Annotated in this window: 21 protein-coding genes; 9 read left to right on the top strand and 12 right to left on the bottom strand. The window is 61.2% G+C overall.

Going from position 1 to position 22,267, the window contains the following annotated elements; all coding sequences use genetic code 11:
* Positions 1-19: 19 nt before the first annotated feature.
* From K7R21_RS01675 to K7R21_RS01665, 3 genes are all read left to right on the top strand, one after another.
* On the top strand, positions 20-244 hold the full coding sequence (locus tag K7R21_RS01675) for a MoaD/ThiS family protein (RefSeq protein WP_224981535.1): 225 nt from the start codon (positions 20-22) through the stop codon (positions 242-244).
* Between the two features lies 1 nt (position 245).
* Entirely contained in the window at positions 246-1,097 is an 852-nt protein-coding gene (locus K7R21_RS01670; RefSeq protein WP_224981533.1) for a HesA/MoeB/ThiF family protein, read from the top strand.
* 128 nt (positions 1,098-1,225) lie between these two features.
* Positions 1,226-2,467, top strand: a complete 1,242-nt coding sequence (locus K7R21_RS01665; protein WP_224981532.1) for a molybdopterin molybdotransferase MoeA — start codon at positions 1,226-1,228, stop codon at positions 2,465-2,467.
* Positions 2,468-2,961: 494 nt separating this feature from the next.
* Here K7R21_RS01665 and ahcY read toward each other — a convergent pair whose 3' ends face one another.
* The 3 genes from ahcY to K7R21_RS01650 all read right to left on the bottom strand — a co-directional run bounded on the left by ahcY (position 2,962) and on the right by K7R21_RS01650 (position 6,926).
* Complete coding sequence (gene ahcY / locus K7R21_RS01660; RefSeq protein WP_224981530.1) at positions 2,962-4,356, bottom strand: adenosylhomocysteinase; 1,395 nt, start codon at positions 4,354-4,356, stop codon at positions 2,962-2,964.
* Between the two features lie 160 nt (positions 4,357-4,516).
* Positions 4,517-5,434, bottom strand: a complete 918-nt coding sequence (locus K7R21_RS01655; RefSeq protein WP_224981528.1) for an ArsR/SmtB family transcription factor — start codon at positions 5,432-5,434, stop codon at positions 4,517-4,519.
* A 400-nt stretch (positions 5,435-5,834) separates the two neighbouring features.
* Positions 5,835-6,926, bottom strand: a complete 1,092-nt coding sequence (locus K7R21_RS01650; protein ID WP_224981526.1) for an NAD(P)H-dependent flavin oxidoreductase — start codon at positions 6,924-6,926, stop codon at positions 5,835-5,837.
* 143 nt (positions 6,927-7,069) lie between these two features.
* On the opposite strand from K7R21_RS01650, the gene K7R21_RS01645 reads away from it, so the two are divergent.
* On the top strand, positions 7,070-8,029 hold the full coding sequence (locus tag K7R21_RS01645) for a sensor histidine kinase (RefSeq protein WP_224981524.1): 960 nt from the start codon (positions 7,070-7,072) through the stop codon (positions 8,027-8,029).
* Positions 8,030-8,031: 2 nt separating this feature from the next.
* Positions 8,032-8,769 (top strand): response regulator transcription factor, encoded by a 738-nt coding sequence (locus K7R21_RS01640; RefSeq protein ID WP_224981522.1) that lies wholly within the window; start codon positions 8,032-8,034, stop codon positions 8,767-8,769.
* Between the two features lie 94 nt (positions 8,770-8,863).
* On the opposite strand, the gene metK is transcribed toward K7R21_RS01640, so the two are convergent.
* Positions 8,864-10,033 carry a methionine adenosyltransferase gene (gene metK, locus K7R21_RS01635; protein ID WP_224981521.1) on the bottom strand — a complete coding sequence of 390 codons (1,170 nt, stop codon included), beginning with the start codon at positions 10,031-10,033 and terminating at the stop codon, positions 8,864-8,866.
* A 266-nt stretch (positions 10,034-10,299) separates the two neighbouring features.
* Between metK and K7R21_RS01630 the strand changes: the two genes are divergently transcribed.
* Positions 10,300-10,815, top strand: a complete 516-nt coding sequence (locus tag K7R21_RS01630; protein WP_224981519.1) for a hypothetical protein — start codon at positions 10,300-10,302, stop codon at positions 10,813-10,815.
* 68 nt (positions 10,816-10,883) lie between these two features.
* Here the strand turns inward: K7R21_RS01630 and K7R21_RS01625 are convergent, their stop codons facing one another.
* Complete coding sequence (locus K7R21_RS01625) at positions 10,884-11,399, bottom strand: peptidylprolyl isomerase (protein WP_224981517.1); 516 nt, start codon at positions 11,397-11,399, stop codon at positions 10,884-10,886.
* Between the two features lie 194 nt (positions 11,400-11,593).
* Between K7R21_RS01625 and K7R21_RS01620 the strand changes: the two genes are divergently transcribed.
* Positions 11,594-12,226, top strand: a complete 633-nt coding sequence (locus K7R21_RS01620; RefSeq protein WP_224981516.1) for a peroxiredoxin — start codon at positions 11,594-11,596, stop codon at positions 12,224-12,226.
* A 33-nt stretch (positions 12,227-12,259) separates the two neighbouring features.
* Here K7R21_RS01620 and K7R21_RS01615 read toward each other — a convergent pair whose 3' ends face one another.
* Positions 12,260-14,296: an ATP-dependent helicase gene (locus K7R21_RS01615; protein ID WP_224981514.1), complete on the bottom strand. Its 2,037-nt coding sequence runs from the start codon at positions 14,294-14,296 to the stop codon at positions 12,260-12,262.
* Positions 14,297-14,505: 209 nt separating this feature from the next.
* On the opposite strand from K7R21_RS01615, the gene ligA reads away from it, so the two are divergent.
* Complete coding sequence (ligA, locus tag K7R21_RS01610; protein WP_224981513.1) at positions 14,506-16,512, top strand: NAD-dependent DNA ligase LigA; 2,007 nt, start codon at positions 14,506-14,508, stop codon at positions 16,510-16,512.
* Between the two features lie 85 nt (positions 16,513-16,597).
* On the opposite strand, the gene K7R21_RS01605 is transcribed toward ligA, so the two are convergent.
* From K7R21_RS01605 to K7R21_RS01580, 6 genes are all read right to left on the bottom strand, one after another.
* Positions 16,598-17,509 carry an electron transfer flavoprotein subunit alpha/FixB family protein gene (locus tag K7R21_RS01605; RefSeq protein WP_224981512.1) on the bottom strand — a complete coding sequence of 304 codons (912 nt, stop codon included), beginning with the start codon at positions 17,507-17,509 and terminating at the stop codon, positions 16,598-16,600.
* 10 nt (positions 17,510-17,519) lie between these two features.
* A complete protein-coding gene (locus K7R21_RS01600) occupies positions 17,520-18,296 on the bottom strand; it encodes an electron transfer flavoprotein subunit beta/FixA family protein (RefSeq protein WP_224981511.1) in 777 nt (258 codons plus the stop codon).
* Between the two features lie 202 nt (positions 18,297-18,498).
* On the bottom strand, positions 18,499-18,684 hold the full coding sequence (locus K7R21_RS01595; RefSeq protein WP_224981510.1) for a hypothetical protein: 186 nt from the start codon (positions 18,682-18,684) through the stop codon (positions 18,499-18,501).
* A 115-nt stretch (positions 18,685-18,799) separates the two neighbouring features.
* A complete protein-coding gene (locus K7R21_RS01590) occupies positions 18,800-19,720 on the bottom strand; it encodes a diguanylate cyclase (protein WP_224981509.1) in 921 nt (306 codons plus the stop codon).
* Positions 19,721-20,084: 364 nt separating this feature from the next.
* A complete protein-coding gene (locus K7R21_RS01585) occupies positions 20,085-20,360 on the bottom strand; it encodes a hypothetical protein (protein WP_224981508.1) in 276 nt (91 codons plus the stop codon).
* 56 nt (positions 20,361-20,416) lie between these two features.
* Positions 20,417-21,298, bottom strand: coding sequence for a pseudouridine synthase (locus tag K7R21_RS01580; RefSeq protein WP_224981507.1), 882 nt, complete (start codon positions 21,296-21,298; stop codon positions 20,417-20,419).
* Positions 21,299-21,810: 512 nt separating this feature from the next.
* Here K7R21_RS01580 and K7R21_RS01575 point away from each other — a divergent pair.
* Positions 21,811-22,224 (top strand): MerR family transcriptional regulator, encoded by a 414-nt coding sequence (locus K7R21_RS01575; RefSeq protein ID WP_224981506.1) that lies wholly within the window; start codon positions 21,811-21,813, stop codon positions 22,222-22,224.
* Positions 22,225-22,267 lie beyond the last annotated feature (43 nt).

The raw sequence follows: 22,267 nt of genomic DNA, 5'->3' as shown, positions 1-22,267 counted from the left end.
CCTAACACGCAGGTGCCGCATGAAGATAACTCTCAAGCTTTTCGCCACATTCAGAAACGGCAGGTTCAAAGTCGCCGAGCAGGAGCTCGCCGAGGGGACCGACGTGCGCCAGGTGGTGCTCTCCCTCGGGCTCACCGAGGAGGAGATCGGTATCGTCATGCTGAATGGCCGGCACGGTGAGCTGGACAGCAAACTGAACCAGGGCGATACCCTTTCGCTCTTTCCCCTGGTTGGAGGAGGCTGATATGCGCAAGGTGATCACTTTTCTGAAAGAGCAGGCGCAGGACGGCCTGCTTCCCTGGAGCGCCCAGGATGCGACGGCCAAGCGCTTCAACCTGAGCCACGCAGCGGTCGAACTGCTTGCCCTGCAAAATGGCCTCTATCCGGCGCGCTACCAGCGCAACCGCAACATGATCCAGGTCGACGAGCAGCTGTGCCTGTTCCAAAGCCGCGTCGCTGTGATCGGCTGCGGCGGCTTGGGCGGCTACGTCCTGGAAGAGCTGGCCCGCCTCGGGGTCGGGCAGATCATCGCCGTCGATCCGGACATCTTCGAAGAACACAACCTGAACCGACAGATCCTCTCCACCCCTGCCCTGCTGGGACAGCCCAAGGCGGCGGTAGCTGCCGAACGGCTGGCGCAGGTGAATCCCGCCGTCACGGTCACCGCCATCCAGGACTACTTCTGCCTGGCTAACGGCTTCGAGCTGCTGGCGGGAGCACAGATCGCGGTGGACGCCCTGGACAGCATCTCGTACCGGCTTCAGCTGGCCGAGTTCTGCAACGTAGCCGGCATCCCCATGGTGCACGGCGCCATCGGCGGCTGGTACGGACACGTCGCCTCCCAGTTCCCCGGCGAGACCACGGTGCAGCAGATCTATCGCCACTGGGTCGCGGGCAAGGGGATCGAGCAGCAGCTCGGCAACCCCTCCTTCACACCTGCCGTCGTGGCGAGCCTCGAGGTGGCCGAAGTCTGCAAGATCCTGCTCGGCAAGGGTGAGCCGCTCAGAAACCGCAAACTGACGATTGACCTGCTGGAAATGGAGATGCAGGAGATATCCTACGCTCCGGCCCCGGTCACCCTGGTAGACGCCGCCTAATCGCTCCGCGCCCCCCCCTCGCCCTCCGGGAGAGGGGCCAAGGGTGAGGGAGAAGCAAAGCGGCAACGCTGCCGCTAAAAAAACAAGCGACGCCGTCGACGACGCCGCATAGAGCACCGAGGTGCATCATGCCAAGCTTTGAAGAAGCGCGAGGCATCATACTGGCCCACGTCGCCCCGCTGGGCGAAGAAAACGTAGCGCTGTCGGACGCCCTGGGGCGGGTGGTAAGCAGAGACATCATCGCTCCCTGGGACCTGCCGCAATACGACAATTCCGCCATGGACGGCTATGCCGTGCATGCCGCCGATTGCACCTCGGTCCCCGCCCGTCTTCTCATCACCGGGTTCCTCCCCGCCGGAGGCGCGGACTGCCCGACCGTATCCGTCGGTTGCGCCGTGCGCATCATGACCGGCGCCCCCATCCCCCCTGGATGCAATGCAGTGGTACCCATCGAAGAAACCGAGCAGGAAGGGGCCCACGTCGTGATCAAGCAGAGGGTGCTCCCCAAGCAGCACGTCCGGAGCAAAGGAAACGACGTAGCCTGCGGCACCCAGGTCCTCCCCGCCGGCAGCCAGGTTCGCCCCGCCGAGGTCGGCATGCTGGCGGCCATGGGGCAGGCGCTGGTGCCGGTCTACCGCAAGGCGCGGGTGGCGATACTGTCCACCGGGGACGAGCTTATCGAACTCGGCGAGAGCCCCAAGGCCGGCAGCGTGATCAACTCCAATGCGTTGTCGCTGGCCGCCGCCGTCCGCGAGGCGGGCGCCGAGCCAGTGCTGCTAGGGATCGCGCGGGACAACCTGGAGAGTCACCAAGACAAGATGCGGGAAGGTCTTTGTTGCGATGCACTGATCACCTCGGCTGGCGTCTCCGCCGGTGACCGCGACTTGGTCCGGGAGGTAGCCGCGAGCCTCGGTGCAGAGGAACTGTTCTGGAAGATCGGGATGAAGCCGGGCGGCCCCACGGCATTCTCGGTCTGGCAGGGAAAGCCGATCTTCTCGCTCCCGGGGAACCCCGTGTCGACCATGGTGACCTTCGAGCTGCTGGTGAAGCCCGCCCTGTTGAAGATGATGGGGCACCACCGGGTGCTTCCCCCCTTCGTAAAAGGAATCCTTGCCGAGGACGCGCACAAGAAGCCCGGCAAGCTGCATTTCATCAGGGTCACGGTGAAGAAGCGTCATGGCAGGCACGTCGCCTACTGCGCCGGCGAGCAACACACCGCCATCCTGAGCACCATGACCAGGTGCGACGCCCTGGCCGCCCTCCCCTGCGACGCCACCTTCATTCCGGCAGGAAGCGAAGTAGACCTGGCGCTGATGAGGGAAGTGGACCTGTTAAGCGAGGGAGAAGTCGGCATAAGGTGCTGCTCCTGAAGCCGAACCAAAACTGAACGGGTCATAATAATAATTAATTTGGTATATTTTCCATCCCGAATATGCGATAAATCCTATGGTAGGATTCGGGAGGTGAACTATGCAGGAAATGTTGATTTTAGGTGGTGTCGTGGTGGGGTGGATCGTGCTGCAGCGCTTCATTCTGCCCAGCATGGGGATCGAGACGTGAATGTCTCCCGCATGCTCCTCCGGTCGGGGGGAAAAGACGGAAGAAGAAAAAGAGCAGGAAGGATAAGAAAGGGCGCCGCTTGAAGCAGGCGCCCTTTCTTTTTATTTTATTATCCCCTCGCCCTGGAGTGCGGGCCTCAAATTCCGTCCCCTCGCCCTCCGGGAGAGGGTGGCCGAAGGCCGGGTGAGGGGTGTGCCACGAAGCGATCATGGCGCCGATTGCAACGCCCTCACCCCGTCCCTCTCCCGGAGGGAGAGGGGGGAAGAGAGCCTGAAACGTAGAACGTAGAACGTCAGTTGCCCTTTTAATACCGGTAATGCTCCGACTTGTACGGCCCTTCCTTCTTGACGCCGATGTAGGCTGCCTGGGCATCGGTCAGTTCGGTCAGCATGGCGCCCAGAGTTTTCAGTTGCAGGCGCGCCACCTTCTCGTCCAGTTCCTTGGGCAGGATGTAGACGCCGACCGGATACTTGCCCGGGTTGCAGAAGATCTCCATCTGCGCCAGGGTCTGGTTGGCGAAGGAGGAGGACATGACGTAGGAGGGGTGGCCGGTGGCGCAACCGAGGTTAACCAGGCGCCCCTCGGCGAGCAGGATGATGCGCTTGCCGTCCGGGAAGATGACGTGATCGACCTGCGGCTTGATGTTCTCCCACTTGTACTGCTTGAGTTTGGCCACTTCGATCTCGTTGTCGAAGTGACCGATGTTGCAGACGATGGCGTTGTGCTTCATCGCCTTCATGTGGTCGTGGGTGATGACGTCGATGTTGCCGGTGGTGGTGACGAAGATGTCAGCCTTGTCGGCCGCCCACTCCATGGTGACCACCTTGTACCCTTCCATGGCCGCCTGCAGCGCGCAGATCGGGTCGACCTCGGTGACCCAGACCTGAGCCTGGAGCCCGCGCATCGCCTGAGCGCACCCTTTGCCGACGTCGCCGTAGCCGCAAATGACCGCCACCTTGCCGGCCACCATGACGTCAGTGGCGCGCTTGATGCCGTCCATCAGGGACTCGCGGCAGCCGTAGATGTTGTCGAACTTGGACTTGGTGACCGAGTCGTTGACGTTGATGGCCGGGAACTTCAGCGTGCCCTTCTCGAACATCTGGTACAGACGGTGGACGCCGGTGGTGGTTTCCTCGGTGACACCCTTGATGCAGGCCGCAGTCTTGGAGTACCAGCCCGGCTGCTCGGCCAGGCGCTTCTTGATGGCCGCGAACAGGAACTGCTCCTCCTCGCAGGTCGGGTTGGCGATCACGGATGCGTCCTTCTCCGCGTCGCTGCCCAGATGCAGCAGGAGGGTCGCGTCGCCGCCGTCGTCGAGGATCATGTTCGGGGCGCCGCCGTCGTGCCACTCGAAAATCTTGTGGGTGTAGTCCCAGTACTCGGCCAGCGTCTCACCCTTGTGCGCGAAGACCGGGATACCAGCGGCTGCGATGGCCGCGGCGGCGTGGTCCTGAGTCGAGAATATGTTGCAGGAAGCCCAGCGCACCTCGGCGCCGAGGGCCGTGAGGGTCTCGATGAGCATCGCGGTCTGAATGGTCATGTGCAACGAGCCCGCGATGCGTGCCCCCTTGAGCGGCTGAGCCGCGGCGTACTCCTCGCGGATCGCCATGAGGCCCGGCATCTCGGTCTCAGCGATGATCATTTCCTTACGGCCCCAATCGGCCAGCGACATGTCCTTTACGATGTAATCCTTGGTCACGTTACTTCTCCTTTCGATGAGTTAACTTCCACGTTGGTTGGTTACAATCCCCTCGCCCTCCGGGAGAGGGGCAGGGGTGATGGCGCTGCCATCTGCTACGCCATCCATTGAAAAGGCCCCTCACCCGCCCTTCGGGCACCCTCTCCCAAAGGGAGAGGGCTTACTCTTTTACCGCCTTTACCAGCAGCACGTCCTCAGCACCGTTTGCGGCGGCGACACGCACGACGGTGACTTCGGAAAGCCCCACCCCTGCCAGCCACGCCTTGAGTTCGTCCTCTTCGAATCCCAGCCACTGGTCGGCCAGTTGCTCCCGGGCCCACTCCCGCTCGTGGCGCGCCAAGTCAGCCAGCACCACTGTCCCCTGCGGCTGGAGTACCCGGACGATCTCGGCCAGCACCGCCTGCGGATCAGGAGCATGGTGCAGCACCATGTTAGCCACGACGCACCCCGCACCGCCGTCGGCGATGGGAAGATGGGTCATCTCTCCCAGGCGCAGTTCCGCCCCCGGGACGCCGTCCTCGACCAGGCGCCGTCGCGCCTCCACCAACATGGCCGGCGAATGGTCCACGCCGATCACCAGCCTCGCCTTGCGCGCCAGTTGCGCCATCAAGATCCCGGTGCCGACCCCAATCTCCAGCAGCACGGCAACCTCGGGAACCAGTGCCAGCAGGCTCTCCTGGTACTCCGGCACCGGCAGCAGGGTGCGCGACAGTTCGTCCCACTGGGCCGCGTGCTGGTCGAAAAACTCGAGGCTGCGCTTGCGGCGCGCCTCAAGTGCCTGCGCAACGGCCGCAAGATCGTTGCGCCGCTCGGGAAGCTGTTCCAGCGCGCGCTCGAATTCCGGGCGTATGGCACAGAAGAAGAGATTCTGCTCCCCGGCGCGATAGTAGCTCCAGGTCCCTTGGCGCTTCACCGACAGCACGCCCGCCTCCGCCAGGATCTTCAGGTGTCGCGAGATGCGCGACTGCCCCATCCCCATGATCTGGGTCAGTTCCTGGACGGTAAGTTCGGAGTTGAGCAGCACCGCCACCAGCCGCAGTCGGCAGGGGTCGGCCAACGCCTTGAAAAGTTCCAGCATAGGCTATATCAACCTTCGCGATTTTCTTAAATCAAGTTTTCTTGATATAACATGGCGTGCCGCTGCTGGCAAGGTAAAAACCATATTATTTCCTGCTCATTGGACCTGATCCCGCCGCGCCTTCCGCCGAGGAGGCTGCCCCCCTCGCCCACCGGGAGAGGGGTCGGGGGTGAGGGCAACGGAACCTGCACTCGAGTTGCCACCTCCCTCACCCGCCCTTCGGGCACCCTCTCCCGGGGGGAGAGGGTTTGCGCTGTCAGTGGGACAATAGGATTCTCTTTTGTTTTGCTTTGCTCAGATTTCCTCAGATTTCTCGGTAGCCATTGCCTTCAAAACGAAAAATCCCCCTGCAGCATAAGCCACAGGGGGATGAATGATCTCAACTTCGATGAGCTGGCTATCAGGCCGCCTGGTCCTCGGTAACCGCGCCCGCCTCGGCGAAGATTTCGTCGAAGATCTCCTGGACGGTCTCGATGCGGGTCGCCTTCCAGGCGTTGGTCCCACAGAAGATGAGGCCCGAGTCGACTTCGCCGCGCTGGGCGCGGTCCAAGGATTTAACGATGCAGAAACGCTCGCCGCTCTCCTTGTAGGAACACTTCTTGAGGCAGCCGTACGAGCAGACGGAACCGTGATCGCGGTCGTAGGAGACGATCCCTTCCTGGTTGGTGAGGATGGCGCGGCCGGGGAGACCGGCAGGGCTCATGATGAGGCCGATGTCCTCTTTCTTGCAGTCAAGGTAGGCCTGCTTGAAGGCATCATCGGCGTCGCACTCGACGGTGGTGACGAAGCGGCTCGCCATCTGCACGGCATCGGCCCCTTCAGCCAGGGCGTGCAGCACGTCAGCGCGGTCCCAGATGCCGCCTGCTGCAATCACTGGGATGTCCAGGCCGTATTCGGAGCGGAAGAACTCCTTCACGCCTCGCACGGTCTCGTACTGGTCGTACTCGCCGGTGCCGATATTCTCCATCTTCTCGCCCAAGTGACCGCCTGCGGTGTCCGGGTCCTCTACGACGACGGCATCGGGGAGACGGTTGTACGTCTTGTCCCACTTCTTTGCGATCAGTTGGGCGGCACGGACGGAAGAGACGATCGGTACCAGCGCCACGTCCGGCGCGTGTGCGGTGAGTCCCGGCAGGGTCATGGGCAGACCGGCGCCACAGACCAGCACCTTGGCTCCCGCCTCGACGGCGGCGACGACCAGCTCTTCGAAATCGGACAGGGCTACCATCACGTTGACGCCGATGATGCCGTCCGGGGCGATCTCGTACGCCTTCCGGATCTCGTCTTTCAGTGCCACGCAGTTCGTTTTGAGATAGTTCTTGCCGTCGAAGAACTCGCTGTTCAAGGTGATGCCGGGGGATGCCACCAGACCGACGCCGCCGCACTTGGCAACATGCCCGGCCAAAGATCCTGCCGAAATCCTAACCCCCATGCCGCCCTGGATCAGCGGGTAACGTGCCACGTGTTTGCCAATGCGCAACGGTTTGAACATGTGTCCTCCTGACTGTCTGACTGCACCGTAAACACATTAGCAGAGAACCTCAAATTCTTTTGTAATAGTAGTGTAAAACAAAGGTGCCTCCCACCTCACAGATACCCCTTGCAAAATGCGGGCAGCGATGCTACCAGTGGGGCATGAAAATGCACCGAAAACTATCCAACCCGTTGATTGCACTGATAGGGATCCAGCTGATCTGGGTGGTAATGGTCATCTCCTGGATCTACTGGTTCATCGGCAGGAGCAAAGAGTTCCGCAACCTCGCCTTACGCTACAAGCCGGAACTGCTGACCCAGGGAATGGAGTGGATTGTCCTGGTCGAGGGGCTGTTGATGGCGATCGCCATCCTGGCCGGCGTGTATGTCATCTTCCTCTACTGGCGCCGCCAGGCCAATCTCTACCTGCAGCAGCGCAGCTACATCTCCCAGTTGACCCACGAACTCAAGTCGCCGCTCGCCTCGATCCAGCTGCACCTCGAGACGGTGAAGATGCGGGATCTCCCTAAGGAAAAACTCGACGGCTTCATCGACACCATGCTCTCGGACACCGATCGCCTGAATATCCTGATCAGCAACCTGCTGATGGCCACCAAGATCGAGTTCCGCCAACTGGGCGAGAAGGCAAAGAAGATCGACTTCTCCGAGTTCGTCACCAGCTACCTGCAGGGCAAAAGCAGCGACCTCCCCGAGGGAGGAAAGCTCACCCTGGAAATCGAACCCAACATCAACGCCACCATCGACGTCGAGGGGATGGAGATGGCGCTGCGCAACCTCTTCGAGAACGCGCTGCTTTACTCGCCGGTCTCGCCCGAAATCAGGGTCTCGCTCAGGCGCAGCATGAGCGGCCGGCAGTGCCAACTCGAGTTCCAGGACAACGGCAAGGGACTCAAGAAAAACGAGGTGGAGAAGATCTTCGACATGTTCTACCGGGTGCGCACACCGGGTGAGAACATCAGGGGGACCGGCCTGGGGCTCTACATCGTCAGGTCTGTGGTCAGCGCCCACGGTGGCAAGATATCTGTCGACAGCCCGGGGCTGGGCAAAGGCTGCACCTTCCACATCACCCTGCCACTCCAGGGCAGGCAGCAACGAGGTTAAGCATGTCCGGCGAAAAACCGCACATACTGCTGGTTGAGGACGAGATGCACCTGGCGCGGGGCATCACCTTCAACCTGGAACAGGAAGGCTACCTGGTGAGCCACGTCGAGAGCGGCGAAGAGGCTCTGGAGAAGGTCACCGTGGAGAAGTTCGACCTGATAATCCTGGACGTGATGCTGCCGGGCATCGGCGGTTTCGATGTTTGCGAGAAAATCCGGGTGCTCGATTCGCGGGTACCGGTGCTGATGCTGACGGCGCGCTCCGCGGAGAGAGACCGGATCTCGGGGCTCGCCGCCGGTGCCGACGACTACCTGGTGAAGCCCTTCAACCTGAAGGAATTCCTGCTCCGGGTTTCCGGGATGCTGCGCCGCAGCGCGTGGTACCGACCGGAGCCGGTAGAGGAGGGATATCGCTTCGGGGACAACGAGGTATTCCTGCTTTCCTACCGCGCCAAGACCAGGCAGGGGGAGATCGATCTCACCGACCTGGAAGTGCGCATGCTGTCCCTGTTCTTCCATCGCGAAGGCGAGGCCATACCCCGCGGCGAGATTTTGGAGAGCGTCTGGGGCTACGCAACCGATGCCGAGACCAGGACTCTGGATAACTTCATCGTGCGGCTCAGGAAGTACTTCGAACCCGAACCTTCGCGCCCCGTGTTCTTCCAAACCGTGCGCGGCGTAGGGTACCGGTTCAGCAGAAAGCCAGCAGCACCATCACTTCAGTCAGATCTGTCCGAGTAGATAGACAGTTCGGCCTTTGCGACTGGCACATGCCAGACGCACAAAGGGCCCTCCGTTACCGGAGGGCCCTTTGCTTTTCAGATGGCAGCGGCGATTAAATGCCCGCCTTCTCCCTGATGAGTGCCGCCTTGTCGGTGCGCTCCCAGGTGAACTCGGGGAGTTCGCGGCCGAAGTGGCCGTACGCCGCGGTCTTCCTGTAGATCGGACGCAAGAGGTCGAGCTGCTCGATGATGGCGCGCGGACGGAGGTCAAACACCTCGCGCACGATCTCGGAGATGCGCTTGCTCGGGATCTTGCCGGTGCCGTTGCAGTCAACCATGACGGAGACCGGCTCGGCAACGCCGATGGCGTAAGCAACCTGCACTTCGCAACGCTCGCAAACGCCGGACGCGACCAGGTTCTTGGCGACGTAGCGTCCCATGTAGGCCGCGGAACGGTCAACCTTGGAGGGGTCCTTACCGGAGAACGCGCCGCCGCCGTGGGCGCCGTGCCCGCCGTAGCTGTCGACGATGATCTTGCGGCCGGTGAGACCGCAGTCGCCCATCGGGCCGCCGATAACGAAACGCCCGGTCGGGTTGATCAGGAACTTGGTGTTGGCGTCCATCAGGTTAGCCGGGATGATTTTCTTGATGACTTCCTCGATGATGCCTTCCTTGATCATCTCGTAGGAGACCTCAGGGGAGTGCTGGGAGGAGATGACGATGGTATCGACGTGGACCGGCTTGTCATCGATGTACTGGATGGAAACCTGGGACTTGGAGTCGGGACGGAGGAAGTCGAGCACGCCGCTTTTCCTGACGTCGGCAAGCCTGGAAACCAGCTTGTGCGCCATGAGGATCGACATCGGCATCAACTCCGGAGTTTCGTTGCAGGCAAAACCAAACATGAGCCCTTGGTCACCAGCACCCTGCTCCTTAAACATCCCCTCGCCCTCGGTGACACCCTGGGCGATATCGGGGGACTGCTTATCGATGGAGGTAAGGACCGCGCAGGTTTCCCAGTCGAAACCCATGGCGGAATCGTTGTAGCCGATTTCCTTGATGGTCTCACGGACGATCTTCGGGTAGTCGATAACGGCATTGGTGGTGATTTCACCAGCGATGACCGCCATGCCGGTGGTCACCAGGGTTTCACACGCCACGCGGGACTTGGGATCCTGGGTCAGGATAGCATCGAGGATGGCGTCGGATATTTGGTCAGCAACCTTGTCCGGATGCCCCTCAGAAACAGACTCGGACGTAAAGATAAAGTCCTTCATTTCCATAAGGTAAAACCCCCTAACGAAGTGTGAATCAGGTAGCTCTAAAGCCTGCAGATTGTATAGTTGGCAATAACCTTTGTCAATAATTAAATGCGACCAATATCAACCAGTTTCACCGCGTCGCTCAGTAATATCATGATTGCCAAACTATAATTAATTGCTTCAAATTATTTTCCCGATACAATCTTTCCCATCAACCACTCCGGGCGTTGCCTGCGCCCGGCATTGGTACTAGAGAGAATGGTGCAGATCTTCCAGGGGAGGATGCGATGAGAGTCTTGTGGCTGGTGATGCTATGCCTTTTTATCGGAGCATGCGGCGGAGGCTCGGGTTCGAACGGCACATCCGGAGACGATGGCAACGTGCTCACCCCGGAGCCCACGGTCACAACGGCGCGGCTCAGCATCGGCGCCCAGGGACCCGCCCCGGATTCCGTTCTCTACGCGGCACAGTTCACCCTGCGCCTCCCTGCCGGGGTCACGCTCCCCACCACCAGCGGCAGCAACCTCTTGCCCGATGGGGTACTGGTCCCGGCCGTCAGCGGCAGCTACGCCGGCGCGAGCTTTCTGGAACCCGCCGGCGCCGCGTCCGGGCCGCTGCTGCTGGTGAACGTCGCCCATCCCGGCGGACTCATCGTCGGCCCACTGGCGACCCTTACCTGCCAGGTCGCCGCGGTCACAGCCCCCACGGTGAACGCCTTCACGCTGGAAACATTTTCAGCCCGCGACGCCAACGGCGCCGTCATCCCGGGCATCACCGGAAAACTCACCCTGCAAACGCAATGAGCGGCTGGCGCATCTCGCGCCAGCCGCTCACCCGTCTCGTTCCCAGCGGGGAATTATCCGTCTCTACCTTACTCGGCCAGCTTGATGGAGTTGATGAAGACCGGCTCCACAGGCACGTCCTGGTGGCCGGCCTTGTTGCCCGTTTTCACTTCGCGGATAGCGTCAACCACGTCCATCCCTTCGATGACCTGGCCAAACACGGCATAGCCGAAGCGGTCCGGGGTCTTGCCGGCGTGATCGAGGAACGCGTTGTCAACTACGTTGATGAAGAACTGCGAGGTGGCGCTGTCGACCACGGCAGTACGTGCCATGGCCAGGGTGCCACGGACGTTCTTCAGGCCGTTGGTGGCCTCGTTCTTGATGGCGAACTTGGTCTTCTTCGGTTGCATGTTCTCGTCGAGCCCGCCCCCCTGGACCATGAAGTTCTTGATCACGCGGTGGAAGATGGTGCCGTCGTAGTAGGCGTCCTTGACATAGGAAAGGAAGTTGCGAACGGAGATGGGAGCCTTGTCCTTGAAGAGCTCGATCTTAACGGTGCCCATCGAGGTCTCCATGACGACTACGGGATTTTTTTCTTCAGTCATTATATTGCTCCTTTATATGTGGTTTGATACACCTTTCCGAGTTGCAGCGGTCTTCAATATCACACAAAGCTGTATGTGGGAAGTTTTTACTGGTTGGAGTGATGTAGCTACGGTATCATGTACAGTCAGTGATTCTACCAGAACTGACTCTGCAATGCAGCCATAGTATTAAAATATCCACAGGAGCGCTTCGAATGAAAGTTTCCACCATCACCCTGCTAGCTGCACTGACATTCACCACTTTCACCACTGCATTGCCGGCAGCCGCCGCATCGGACCAGCAGATCGCTAAGGTCGGTGATCCCGCGCCAGGCTTCAAGCTCGATGCCTGGGTCGGCACCACCGCCGGTAAAGAGTTCAAGCAGATCTCGCTTGACGACTACCGCGGCAAGTGGGTGCTGCTCTTTTTCTACCCGATGGACTTCACCTTCGTCTGCCCCACCGAAATCAAGGGGTTCAACCAGGCGCTCTCCGAGTTCGAGAAGCTGAACACCGTGGTGCTCGGCGCCTCGACCGACAGCAAGTACTCGCACCTGGCGTGGGTGCAGCGCGGCGACCTGGGCAACCTGCAATTTCCCCTGCTGTCAGACATCAAGAAGGAAGTGGCTGAGAAGTATGGCGCTTTGGACGAGAAGGAAGGGGTGGCACTACGCGCCCTGTACATCATCGACCCGGACGGCGTGCTCCAGTACCAGGTAGTGCACAACCTCGACGTGGGCCGCAGCGTCGAGGAGACCTTGCGTGTCCTCGAGGCGCTGCAGACCGGCTCGCTCTGCCCGCTGGGGTGGAAGCCGGGCCAGAAGACCCTCGGCAGGCCACAACCCTAGCCGTCATCACGGGGGCGGGCTGCTCTCCGCCCCCTACCCCATCATCGCCTTCATCTTGGCGAAGAAATCCTCCGCTGTCTTTTCCGCTTCCTCAGGCGTCACTTCCTTCACCACCCCGCTTTGCTGCACGTTCAACACCCCGGCCGGGATCTCCTCCAGGAAACGCGACGGCACCCGTTCCTCCAGTTTGCCGTACTTCTTGCGGAACAGCGTGCGGGTCATCACCAGCTGCTGCCGCGCGCGGGTGATGCCGACGTAGCACAGGCGCCGTTCCTCGTCGATGCTGTCGTCCTCGTAGATGGCGCGCCGGTGGGGCAGGATCTCGTCCTCCATGCCGACCAGGAATACGAAGGGAAATTCGAGCCCCTTGCTGGAGTGCAGGGACATGAGCGTCACCGCATCTTTGCCGTGATCCTTCTTGTCCTTGCCGGAAAAGCGGTCCTCGTCCATGAGCGACACCTTCTCGATGAATCCCCCAAGCGTCGCCTGGGGCACCCGCTCCTCGTAGGCCGCCATAGAGTTAATGATTTGCTCGACGTTCTCCACCTTACGGCGCGCCGCCTTGGGGTCATCTATGGTGCGGAAGATCTCCTCCTCGATCTTCAATTTCTCGAAGAGCGCCTTTCCCTTCTCGGCCAGCCCCCCTTCCGCCCGGAAGTCCCCCGCGGCGTCAAGCAGCGCCTGGTGAAAGGCGAGCACCTTGTCGCGGATTGCCTCGGAAATACCCTCGATCTCCCCCGCCCGGCTGAACGCCTCGAACAGGGGGATCTCCTTTTCCAGCGACCACTGGTTGATGCGGATCACGGTGCTGTCGCCGATGCCACGCCTGGGGAAGTTGACGATGCGCAGGAGTGCCACCTCGTCGAGGGGATTGGCGATCACCTTCAGGTAGGAGAGGGAATCCTTGACCTCCTTGCGCTCGAAGAACTGGGTGCCGCCGACCAGGACGTAGGGGATGTCCTCGAAGCGGAGCTGCTCCTCGAAGGCGCGGCTCTGCGCGTTGGTGCGGTACAGGATGGCGAAGTCGCTGTAAGGGGTGTCCTTCTTGAAGCGCTCCAACTGGATGCGCTCGACCACGCTGGTCGCCTCCTCCTCGTCGTCCTGCACGATGCAGAGATCGATGAGCGGCCCCTGACCCGAGGCAGTCCAGAGACGCTTCGCCTTGCGCACCTTGTTGTTGCCAATGACGCTGTTAGCGGCGTCCAGGATGTTGCCGGTGGAGCGGTAGTTCTGCTCCAGCTTGATGGTGCGGCACCCCTTGAAATCCTTCTCAAAATCGAGGATGTTGCCCACGTCCGCGCCGCGCCATCCGTAGATGGACTGGTCGTCGTCGCCCACCACGCAAAGGTTCTTGCAGCCCGCGGCGAGCAGGTTCACCAGGAGATACTGGGACGAGTTGGTGTCCTGGTACTCGTCGACCATGATGTAGCTGAAGCGCTCCTGCCAGTGTTTGAGGACCGGCGGGTGATGCTGCAGCAGTTCCGCGGTGAGCATGATAATGTCGTCGAAGTCGATGGCGTTGAACGCCTTCAGCGCCGACTGGTAGCGCGGGTAGACCAACGCCGCCATCATGTCGATGTCGTCGAGCGGGTTGGGTGCGAAGCGGTCGGCGGGGATCAGCTTGTTCTTGGCGCCGGAGATGCGCCAGATGATACTTTCCGCGTCGTACTTCTTGCTGTCGGTGTTCACCTCGCGCACGATCTGGCGCACGAGCCCCACTTGGTCGGCGGTGGAGTAGATGGAGAAGTTCTTTTTGTAGCCCAGGCGCTCGATGTCCCGCTTCAGGACGCGCACGCCCAGGGAGTGGAAGGTGGAGAGGACGATCCCCTTGGAGTCCTTACGCCCGACCAGGTGCTCCACCCGCTCCTTCATCTCCTTGGCCGCCTTGTTGGTGAAGGTCACCGCGAGGATGCGGTCCGGCGGCACCCCCTTGTGCAGGATCAGGTGCGCGATGCGGTAGGTGATCACCCCGGTCTTGCCCGACCCGGCGCCGGCGAGGACCAGGAGCGGCCCCTCCGTGTGCTTCACGGCGGCAAGTTGTTCGGGATTGAGACGAGACAGGTCGAGCATGAAATCCTCATAAAGCGGGCATTTGCACTGCAGCAGCGGCGACATCTTCCCGGCTGCGGGCCAAAAAAGAGCCGTCCCCGGAAAGGTGCGGCCGGTTATTGTTACCAGAAGCAAAAGGGCAATGCAAGGCGCTATATGCGTGCCAGTTTCAATATCAGGTCGGGTATGCTATAAAGCACCGTTCACGACAAACAGCCACGAGGTTCACCATGGAAGCACAAGCCGCCGCCGAGCGCATCGCCTTGCTCTCGAAGGAGATCGAGCGCCACAACCGCCTTTACTATGAGCAGGATATGCCGGAGATCACGGACGCCGAGTACGATGCGCTGTTCCGCGAGCTCCAGGGGCTGGAAAAGGAATTCCCGGAGTTCGCCCTCCCCGACTCTCCCACCGGCAGGGTCGGTGGCCGCCCACTGGCGAAGTTCACCCAGGTGCGCCACAGCATGCCGATGCTCTCGCTGGAAAACGCCTTCACTGAGCAGGACATGATCGACTTCGACGACCGGGTCAAGCGCTTCCTCGGCCTTGCCGCCGACACCGGTATCTCCTACGTCTGTGAGCCGAAGATGGACGGCGTGGCGGTGGAACTGGTGTACCGCGAGGGGCTTCTGGCCATCGGCTCCACCCGCGGCGACGGAGTCGTGGGCGAAGATGTGACCCAGAACCTGAAGACCATCAAGGACGTGCCGCTGCGCCTGGAAACGAAAGAACCGCCGGAGCTGCTCACCGTGCGCGGCGAGGTCTACCTTCCCCTGGCCCCATTCCGCAAGTTCAACCGCGAGCGCGAGGAAGCGGGCGAGCCCCCCTTCGCCAACCCGAGAAACGCGGCGGCCGGTTCCCTGCGCCAGCTCGATTCCAAGATCACCGCCAAGCGTCCCTTGAGCATCTTCTGCTATGCCCCCGGGGAACTGGGCGGTGTTGAATTCACCGCGCAGAGCCACTTCCTGGAGACCATCCCCACCTGGCGCCTGCCGGTCAACCCGCTCACCCGCGTGGTGCACGGCATCCAGGAGATGCTCGCCTACTACCAGGAGATGATGGAAAAGCGCGACGACCTCCCCTACGAAATCGACGGCGTGGTGGTCAAGGTCGACTCCTTCGGGATGCAGAGGGAGCTGGGGGAGAAAAGCCGTTCGCCGCGCTGGGCCATTGCCTGGAAGTTCCCGCCCCGGCAGGCGACCACCGTGGTGGAGCAGATCTTCCACTCGGTCGGCCGTACCGGCGTCATCACCCCGGTTGCCTTTCTGAAGCCGGTCAACGTGTCCGGCGTGATGGTATCGCGCGCTACCCTGCACAACTGGGAGGAACTGGAGCGCAAGGACATACGCGAAGGGGATACCGTCATCGTGGAGCGTGCCGGCGACGTCATCCCGGCCGTGGTTCAGGTCATCCTCGACCAGCGTCCTGAAGGTGCGGTTCAGCCCCAGGTGCCCGAAACCTGCCCGGTTTGCGGCGGCGAGGTGGTCCGGTTGCCCGACGAGGTGGCGGTGCGTTGCGTGGCCCTTAACTGCCCGGCGCAGCTCCTGGAGCGCGTGAAGCACTTCGCGTCCCGGCGCGCCATGGACATCGAGGGGCTGGGTGACAAGTTCATCGAGCAGCTCCTGAGCCTGAAGCTGATCCAGGATGTCGCCGACATCTATTCACTCAAGGAAGAAGACTTCATGCAGTTTGAGCGCATGGGGAAAAAGCTTGCGGAGAACCTGTTGAACGCCATCGAGGCGAGCAAGGAGCGCGACCTGTCGCGGCTCATTTTCGCGCTCGGCATCAGGCACGTCGGCGAGCACACCGCCAAGCTTTTGGCCGCAGCGTTTGGCAGCATCGAGAACCTGGCCAAGGCGAGCGAGGAGGAACTGGTCAGCGTCCGTGAAGTGGGGCCGCAGGTCGCCACCAGCATAGCCGACTTCTTCCGCAACGAAGAGAACCTGAAGGTGCTGGAGCGGCTCAAGGAAGCCGGCGTCAGTCCCAAGGTCGAGGAGAAGCGGGTCGGCGGCAGGTTCACCGGCAAGACCTTCGTCTTCACCGGTGCCCTTGAGAAGTTCACCAGGGACGAGGCCAAGAAGATGGTGGAGCAGGAAGGCGCCCATGCCGCCGGCAGCGTCTCCAAGAAGACCGACTACGTGGTAGCCGGCGCCGACGCCGGGAGCAAGCTGGAGAAGGCACGGCAGTTAGGCGTGCGCGTGCTTACTGAAGAGGAGTTTTTGGAGTTGATGCAGTAGTTGCAGAGTGCAGGAACGAGTACGGGCAAGGGCGCGGCACCTGACGGTTGCCGCGCCCTTTTTGTTCAGCGATGCTCTTTGCTGTCTATTTGGCCAGCTTTGCGGTTAGTGCGGGAACGAACTGCATCACGTCGGCCACCACCAACACGTCGGCGACCTCGCCGATGGGGGCGTCCTTGTCCTTGTTGATGGCCACGATGAACCCCGACTTCTTCATCCCCGCCAAGTGCTGGATGGCACCGCTGATGCCGCAGGCGACGTAGAGCTTCGGACTCACGGTCTGCCCGGTAACTCCCACCTGCGCCCCCGCGTCCATCCATCCGCTGTCGACCACGGGACGGCTCGCCCCGACCTCGCCGCCCAACGCCTTGGCGAGTTCGGCTATCACCGGCAGGTTCTCTTTCTTGCCGACCCCACGCCCGGCACTGACAATAATCTCCGCCCTGGTCAAGTCGACTCCCTTGCGAACCGCCGCCTCGTATCCCAGGAACTCGGTCCGCCCCTCACCTTCCGCGTCCAGCGCCTGTTTCTGCGGCGTCCCCCCAGGCACCAGCGCCGGGAACGCTCCCCCCTGCAGTGTGAGCACCACGGGGCTCCCTACCGGCTTCACCACCTGCCTCATCTTCTGACTGCAGCAGGGGCGCTCGAAACCTCCCTCGGCCAAGGCAACTACTTCCGAGGCCTGCGGTGCTTTGAGCAGGGCCGCGACCCGCGGGGCCAGGTCCCAGCCGTACGATGTGTGCAAGAACACCACGTAGTCCGGCTTTTCCCGTTCCACCGCCGCCTGCACCAGCCGCTTGTGCAGATCCGGGTTGTACTCCCCATACTTGCCTGCTTCGGCCAGATAGACGGTCCCCCCGTAGCTCGGCAGGGCCGCATCGTTGCCGACCAGCACCATGGCGGTCTCGGCTCCCAGTTGTGATGCAAAGCCGAACAGTTCGTAGCTGTACTCCAAGAGTTTTCCATCGCGGCATTCGCCTACGAGTAACGCTTTCATGGTCGCCCCCTTAACGCAGCACCGCCGTCTTGTCCTTGAGTATCCCGATCAACCGGTCGACCTGGTCGGCAACGTCCCCTTCCAGGATCACCCCGCCCCCCTTCTTGGCCGGGGCGCTGAACTGCGCCAGCACGAGCCTCGCTTCCTGCTGCAGCAACTGCTCGACGGGAACGACGTTCACCTCTTTCTTCTTCGCCTTCATGATGTTGGGAAGTGTCGGGTAGCGGGGCTGGTTTAACCCCAGCTGGCAGGTAATCAGGGCCGGGGCTTTCAGCCGTACCGTCCCTTTCACCCCGCCTTCCAGCTCCCGCTCCACGGTCACGGTGCCGTCGGCGTACTCGAAGGCGACCACAGTCGTAGCGCAGGCGTAACCGAGCGCCTCGGCGACGGCTACGCCCACCTGGGTCGAGCCGCGGTCGAGGGACTGCATGCCGGTGAAGATGAGGTCGAATTCTTCTCCCTTGGCATACGCCGCGATGATCGAAGCGATCTGGAACGGGTCCTTCAGATGGGATTCCGGGTCGCGTACGTGCACGGCACGGTCAGCACCCATGGCGAGTCCCTTTTTGATCGCCTCTACCACGCGATCCGGCCCCACGGAAAGGAGGGTGATCTCCGGTTCGCCCCCCAACTGCTCCTTGAGCAGTACCGCCTGCTCGATGGCGTACTCGTCGTACTCGTTGACTCGGAAAGCCAGATCGGTCTCCGCATACCAGACGCCCGCGGCGTCGGGGCGGAAGCGCGATTCCATGTCAGGTACTTGCTTGACGCATACCAGTATCTTCATAATGAACCTCCTCCGGCGTTACGGGCGGCAGCACCTGGCTGCGCGAACGACCCGTTCTGCGGGGAATGATATCGCTTACTTAGAGAATAAAGGAGGAAGCAGATGTGTCAAACTTTTTCATGAGGTGGCGACGCCGTCTTGGCAGGTTGGTGCTGCCTACAGCCGGAGCTTACGGGGAGATTACAGGTGTGAGGCGCGAGAGCTAGAGCCAGTAGGCCAGTTCCTCACGGCAGCCGCCGGGCGCTCTGTTCTTGAGCCCCTGCTCCAACTCGCACAGCAACTGGGTGAGCTGGCGAAAAATCTGGTTCTTCTCCGAGATGTCGTCGGTCTTGTCAAGCTTTGCCAGCAGTTTCAGGTAGTTGGCGTAAGCCGCGTCAAACGTGTCCATACCAGTCCCTCCCGTGTTGGCGCCTTGGGCGCACATGCAGGAGGTAAGGAATAACGAAAAATTAAATTTTTTTCAAGTTTTTTCTTGGAAAATTTTAACCGTTCGAGCAAAGGCGTCAGACAGGCACCGTTTCCACCCTGTTGCGACCGTTCTGCTTGGCACGGTAGAGCGCCTCGTCGGCCCGGCGGAATAGGGCGTCGATGTTGTCAACCTGCGGGGATGGATAGGTGGAGACCCCGGCACTGACAGTCACGGTGAGGTCCTCCAGGGGATAGGGGAAGGTATGATCGATGACCGCCTGCCTCAGGCGTTCGGCGGCGGCCACCCCGCCCTCGAGCGAGGTGCCGGGGTAAAGGACAACGAACTCCTCGCCACCGTAGCGCGCGGCGCTGTCGTAAGCGCGCAACTGCTGCTGCACCACCTCGGCCACGGAGGACAGCACGATATCGCCGTTTTGATGGCCGTAGGTGTCATTCACCTGCTTGAAGAAGTCGATGTCGATGATGACCAGGGAAAGGTTTTCACGGTTGCGTTTAGCCCTGAGGAATTCGGCTTCCATAACCTCGGCCAGGTGGCGCCGGTTGAAGAGCCCGGTGAGATGGTCGATGTTGGTGAGGCGTTTGAGCTGCTCGTTCGCCTTCTTCAGTTCGTCCTGGAGGGACTTGATCTTCATCTGCACCTTGACGCGCGCCACCAGTTCGCCGGAATCGAAGGGCTTGGTGAGGTAGTCGCTGGCGCCCTGGTCCAGGCCCCTGATCTTGGAATTGAAGTCCATCTTGCCGGTCAGCATGATGATGGGCAGCCCCTGCAGGTCAGGGCGCGAGGCCACCAGTTGCAGGAACTTGTAGCCGTCCATGCGCGGCATCTCGACGTCACAGATGACCAGGTCGGCCTTCGACTCGATCAGGGTCTTGAACCCTTCCATCCCGTCCTTGGCTTCCCGGTACTGATCGAACAGCCCGACGTCCTGCAGCGTCCGTATTACCTGCTCCCGAATAGTAGCCGAATCATCGATCACGAGTGCACAAGTGGACATGATGTCTCCCATCGGCAGGTCCGCCGGCCACCGCCCCCCCCCCGCCGCTCACTCGACGGCGTCGGGACTGAAACGCGGCCGGAAAAGCATCACGGGGTGCCGCAAGCTGCACGGCATTCTACCTTATGAGTTACGGTATGGCTTGATGAAAAAGTAGATAATCAACAGGAACGGGAAGGAAGAAAAAGCCGCCTCGAAGTTCCCTTTGAAGAGCTGCCAGGTACCAAAACTTATTACTGCCAGGGTAAACAGGATAATAAAAACTGCTGCGAGTTTATTCATAGCGGGATAGTAACTAAAGTTTCGGGAGGTTGTCCAGACATTTCAAATCGGCAGAGATACAAGCGGGTGTGGTATTAACTGCTCAAGGGGTATTCCAGTCCCAGCTGAATTTCAATTCGTCCTCCGTGATGAAGAGTTCACAGCAGGTCTTCTTGAAGGCGGCCAGGTTGGCGGCGCTGTCGACCTCCTCCTGCACCGTTTTCTCGATGACGGAGTCGGGGAGGTCGAGGGTCTTCTCGAAGGCCCCTTCCACGAGGCCCTCCTGCCATCCCGCTTCCTTCAGTTGGATCTTGAACATCCCGATATGGATGCTGTTGTTGACGCCGTAATCGACCAGCAGGAGCACATTCTTCGCCATCTCACACCTCCCCGCGACTCAACCGCCGTACCAGAGACTGCGCGAACCGTTATAGATTACCATAAAAGTCCCCGATCAGATTGGAACTCCAGCCACTTGCCGCTGATGGGGTCCTTGAAACGCAGCCGTTGCGCCAGAAGCTGCAGCGGCTTGTCAAAGTCGTCCGGCTGCCTGGGCTGCAGCTGCGGGTACAGCCGGTCGTTGAGGATCGGCATGCCCAGCGAGCTCAAGTGCACCCGCAACTGATGCGTTTTGCCGGTATGCGGGCTGAGCCCGAATAGGGCTCGTCCATCCCGCTCTTCGAGCAGCCGGATCTCAGAGCGCGCGTTGGGTGCCCCCGGTTCGGTCGCCATGACGAACCATGGCTCACCCGGCACCAGCCGGCTTTCCACCAGCCATCGGCTGTTTCCTTCGGGCACCACCCCCACGCCAACCGCACGGTACTCCTTCTCGATGAGACCGTCCCTGAACAGCCCGCCGTAGCAGCCGCGCGTCTTCGGGTTCACCGAAAAAAGGACCAGTCCCGCCGTTTCCCGGTCGATGCGGTGTAGCGGCACCAGGTGGTGGATCCCCGTGCGCTCCCGGAGCCGGTGCAACAGGCTTTGATTGAGGTAGGCGCCGCCTGGCGTCACCGGCAGGAAATGCGGCTTGCACGCCACCAGCAGCTCATCGTTTTGAAACAGGATCTCTTCCGGGAAGGGAATCTCCCGTTCCGTCTCCATCTCCCGGAAATAGAAGACCCGCGTCTGGGGAGCGTACGCAGTGGCCATGCCGACCGGCGTACCGTCCTCGCCGAGCACTTTGCCCTGGGCGATGCGGCTCTCCCACACCTCGCGCGGGATGCGCGGGAAACGATCCACCAAGAAGGCGAACACCGTTGGGTAGGGGTGCTCGAGCCTGGGCATGGTGACCTTGGCCGGATACTGGGAGATGGACATTGCGGGGCCTTGGCACTGAAGATAGCGGCGTTGCGGGCGGCAACGGGCCGCCGCCGGGAAACCGGCGCGGGGGCAGGATAGCATGGCGCGGCTGTCCAGGCAATGGCAGCGGGGGCTTCGCCTCATGCAAAGCGACGCGGGCAAAAAAGAGGGGCAACCCGTCGATTGCCCCTAGTGTTGGACGGCCGGCAGAAAGGGCCGATCACAGACCGGTGGAGGCGCTCAAGCGCCCCTCGCCACTGTGAGCACATGTTCTATTTTGACACATCAAGCCCCCGTTACTTTCACTTTTGATGCCGCGGACAATCCGCGACTACCAGGTAAAAGTCGGCGTGCTCTGGCTACCTCTCTGGCGTTATTTTATTTGATACACGAAAAACACTGTTTTGTAAATGTCCAATTCGTATGACATGCTTTTCACTTTCGTGGCTCATCCCTGCCGGAAAGCGATTGACACCCAGAACGCCATGTTCTAGATTAGCGGGGAATTTATTTCCACCGTGAGGTTTTTCATGGACATCATCAACGACGGCGAAGAGATCACCTCGATCGGGGACGTCGCCGCGGCGCTGGGGCTCACTACCAGGACCATCCGTTACTGGGAGGAAGTAGGCATCATCGAGAGCGTACCGAGAAGCGACGGTGCCACGCGCGGCTTCACCCCATACTTCGTGCGCCGCATCAAGTTCATCATCAAGCTCAAGGAGCTTGGGCTCACCATCAAGGAGATGCAGGATCTCTACGCGGCCTACGGCGAGGCCAAGCAGACCGAGCGCATGGTGCCGCGCCTGGTGGAAATCCTGGACGAGCACATCGAGAAGATCGACGACAAGATGGCCAGGCTTGCCTCGTTGCGCAGCGAAATCGTCAGCTACCGGCAGCACATGGTCAACAAGTTCGGCGCCTCCCGAGCCAGCGGCGCCTGACGGCGCCGCACCCACGTTCCCCCTTCCCCTCTAATGGCGCACG

Origin of the sequence: Geomonas agri (genome assembly GCF_020179605.1) — a bacterium.
GTDB classification, from domain to species: Bacteria; Desulfobacterota; Desulfuromonadia; order Geobacterales; family Geobacteraceae; genus Geomonas; species Geomonas agri.
Note: the sequence above shows the minus strand (reverse complement) of the source record. Positions and strands in the feature narration are given on the sequence as shown.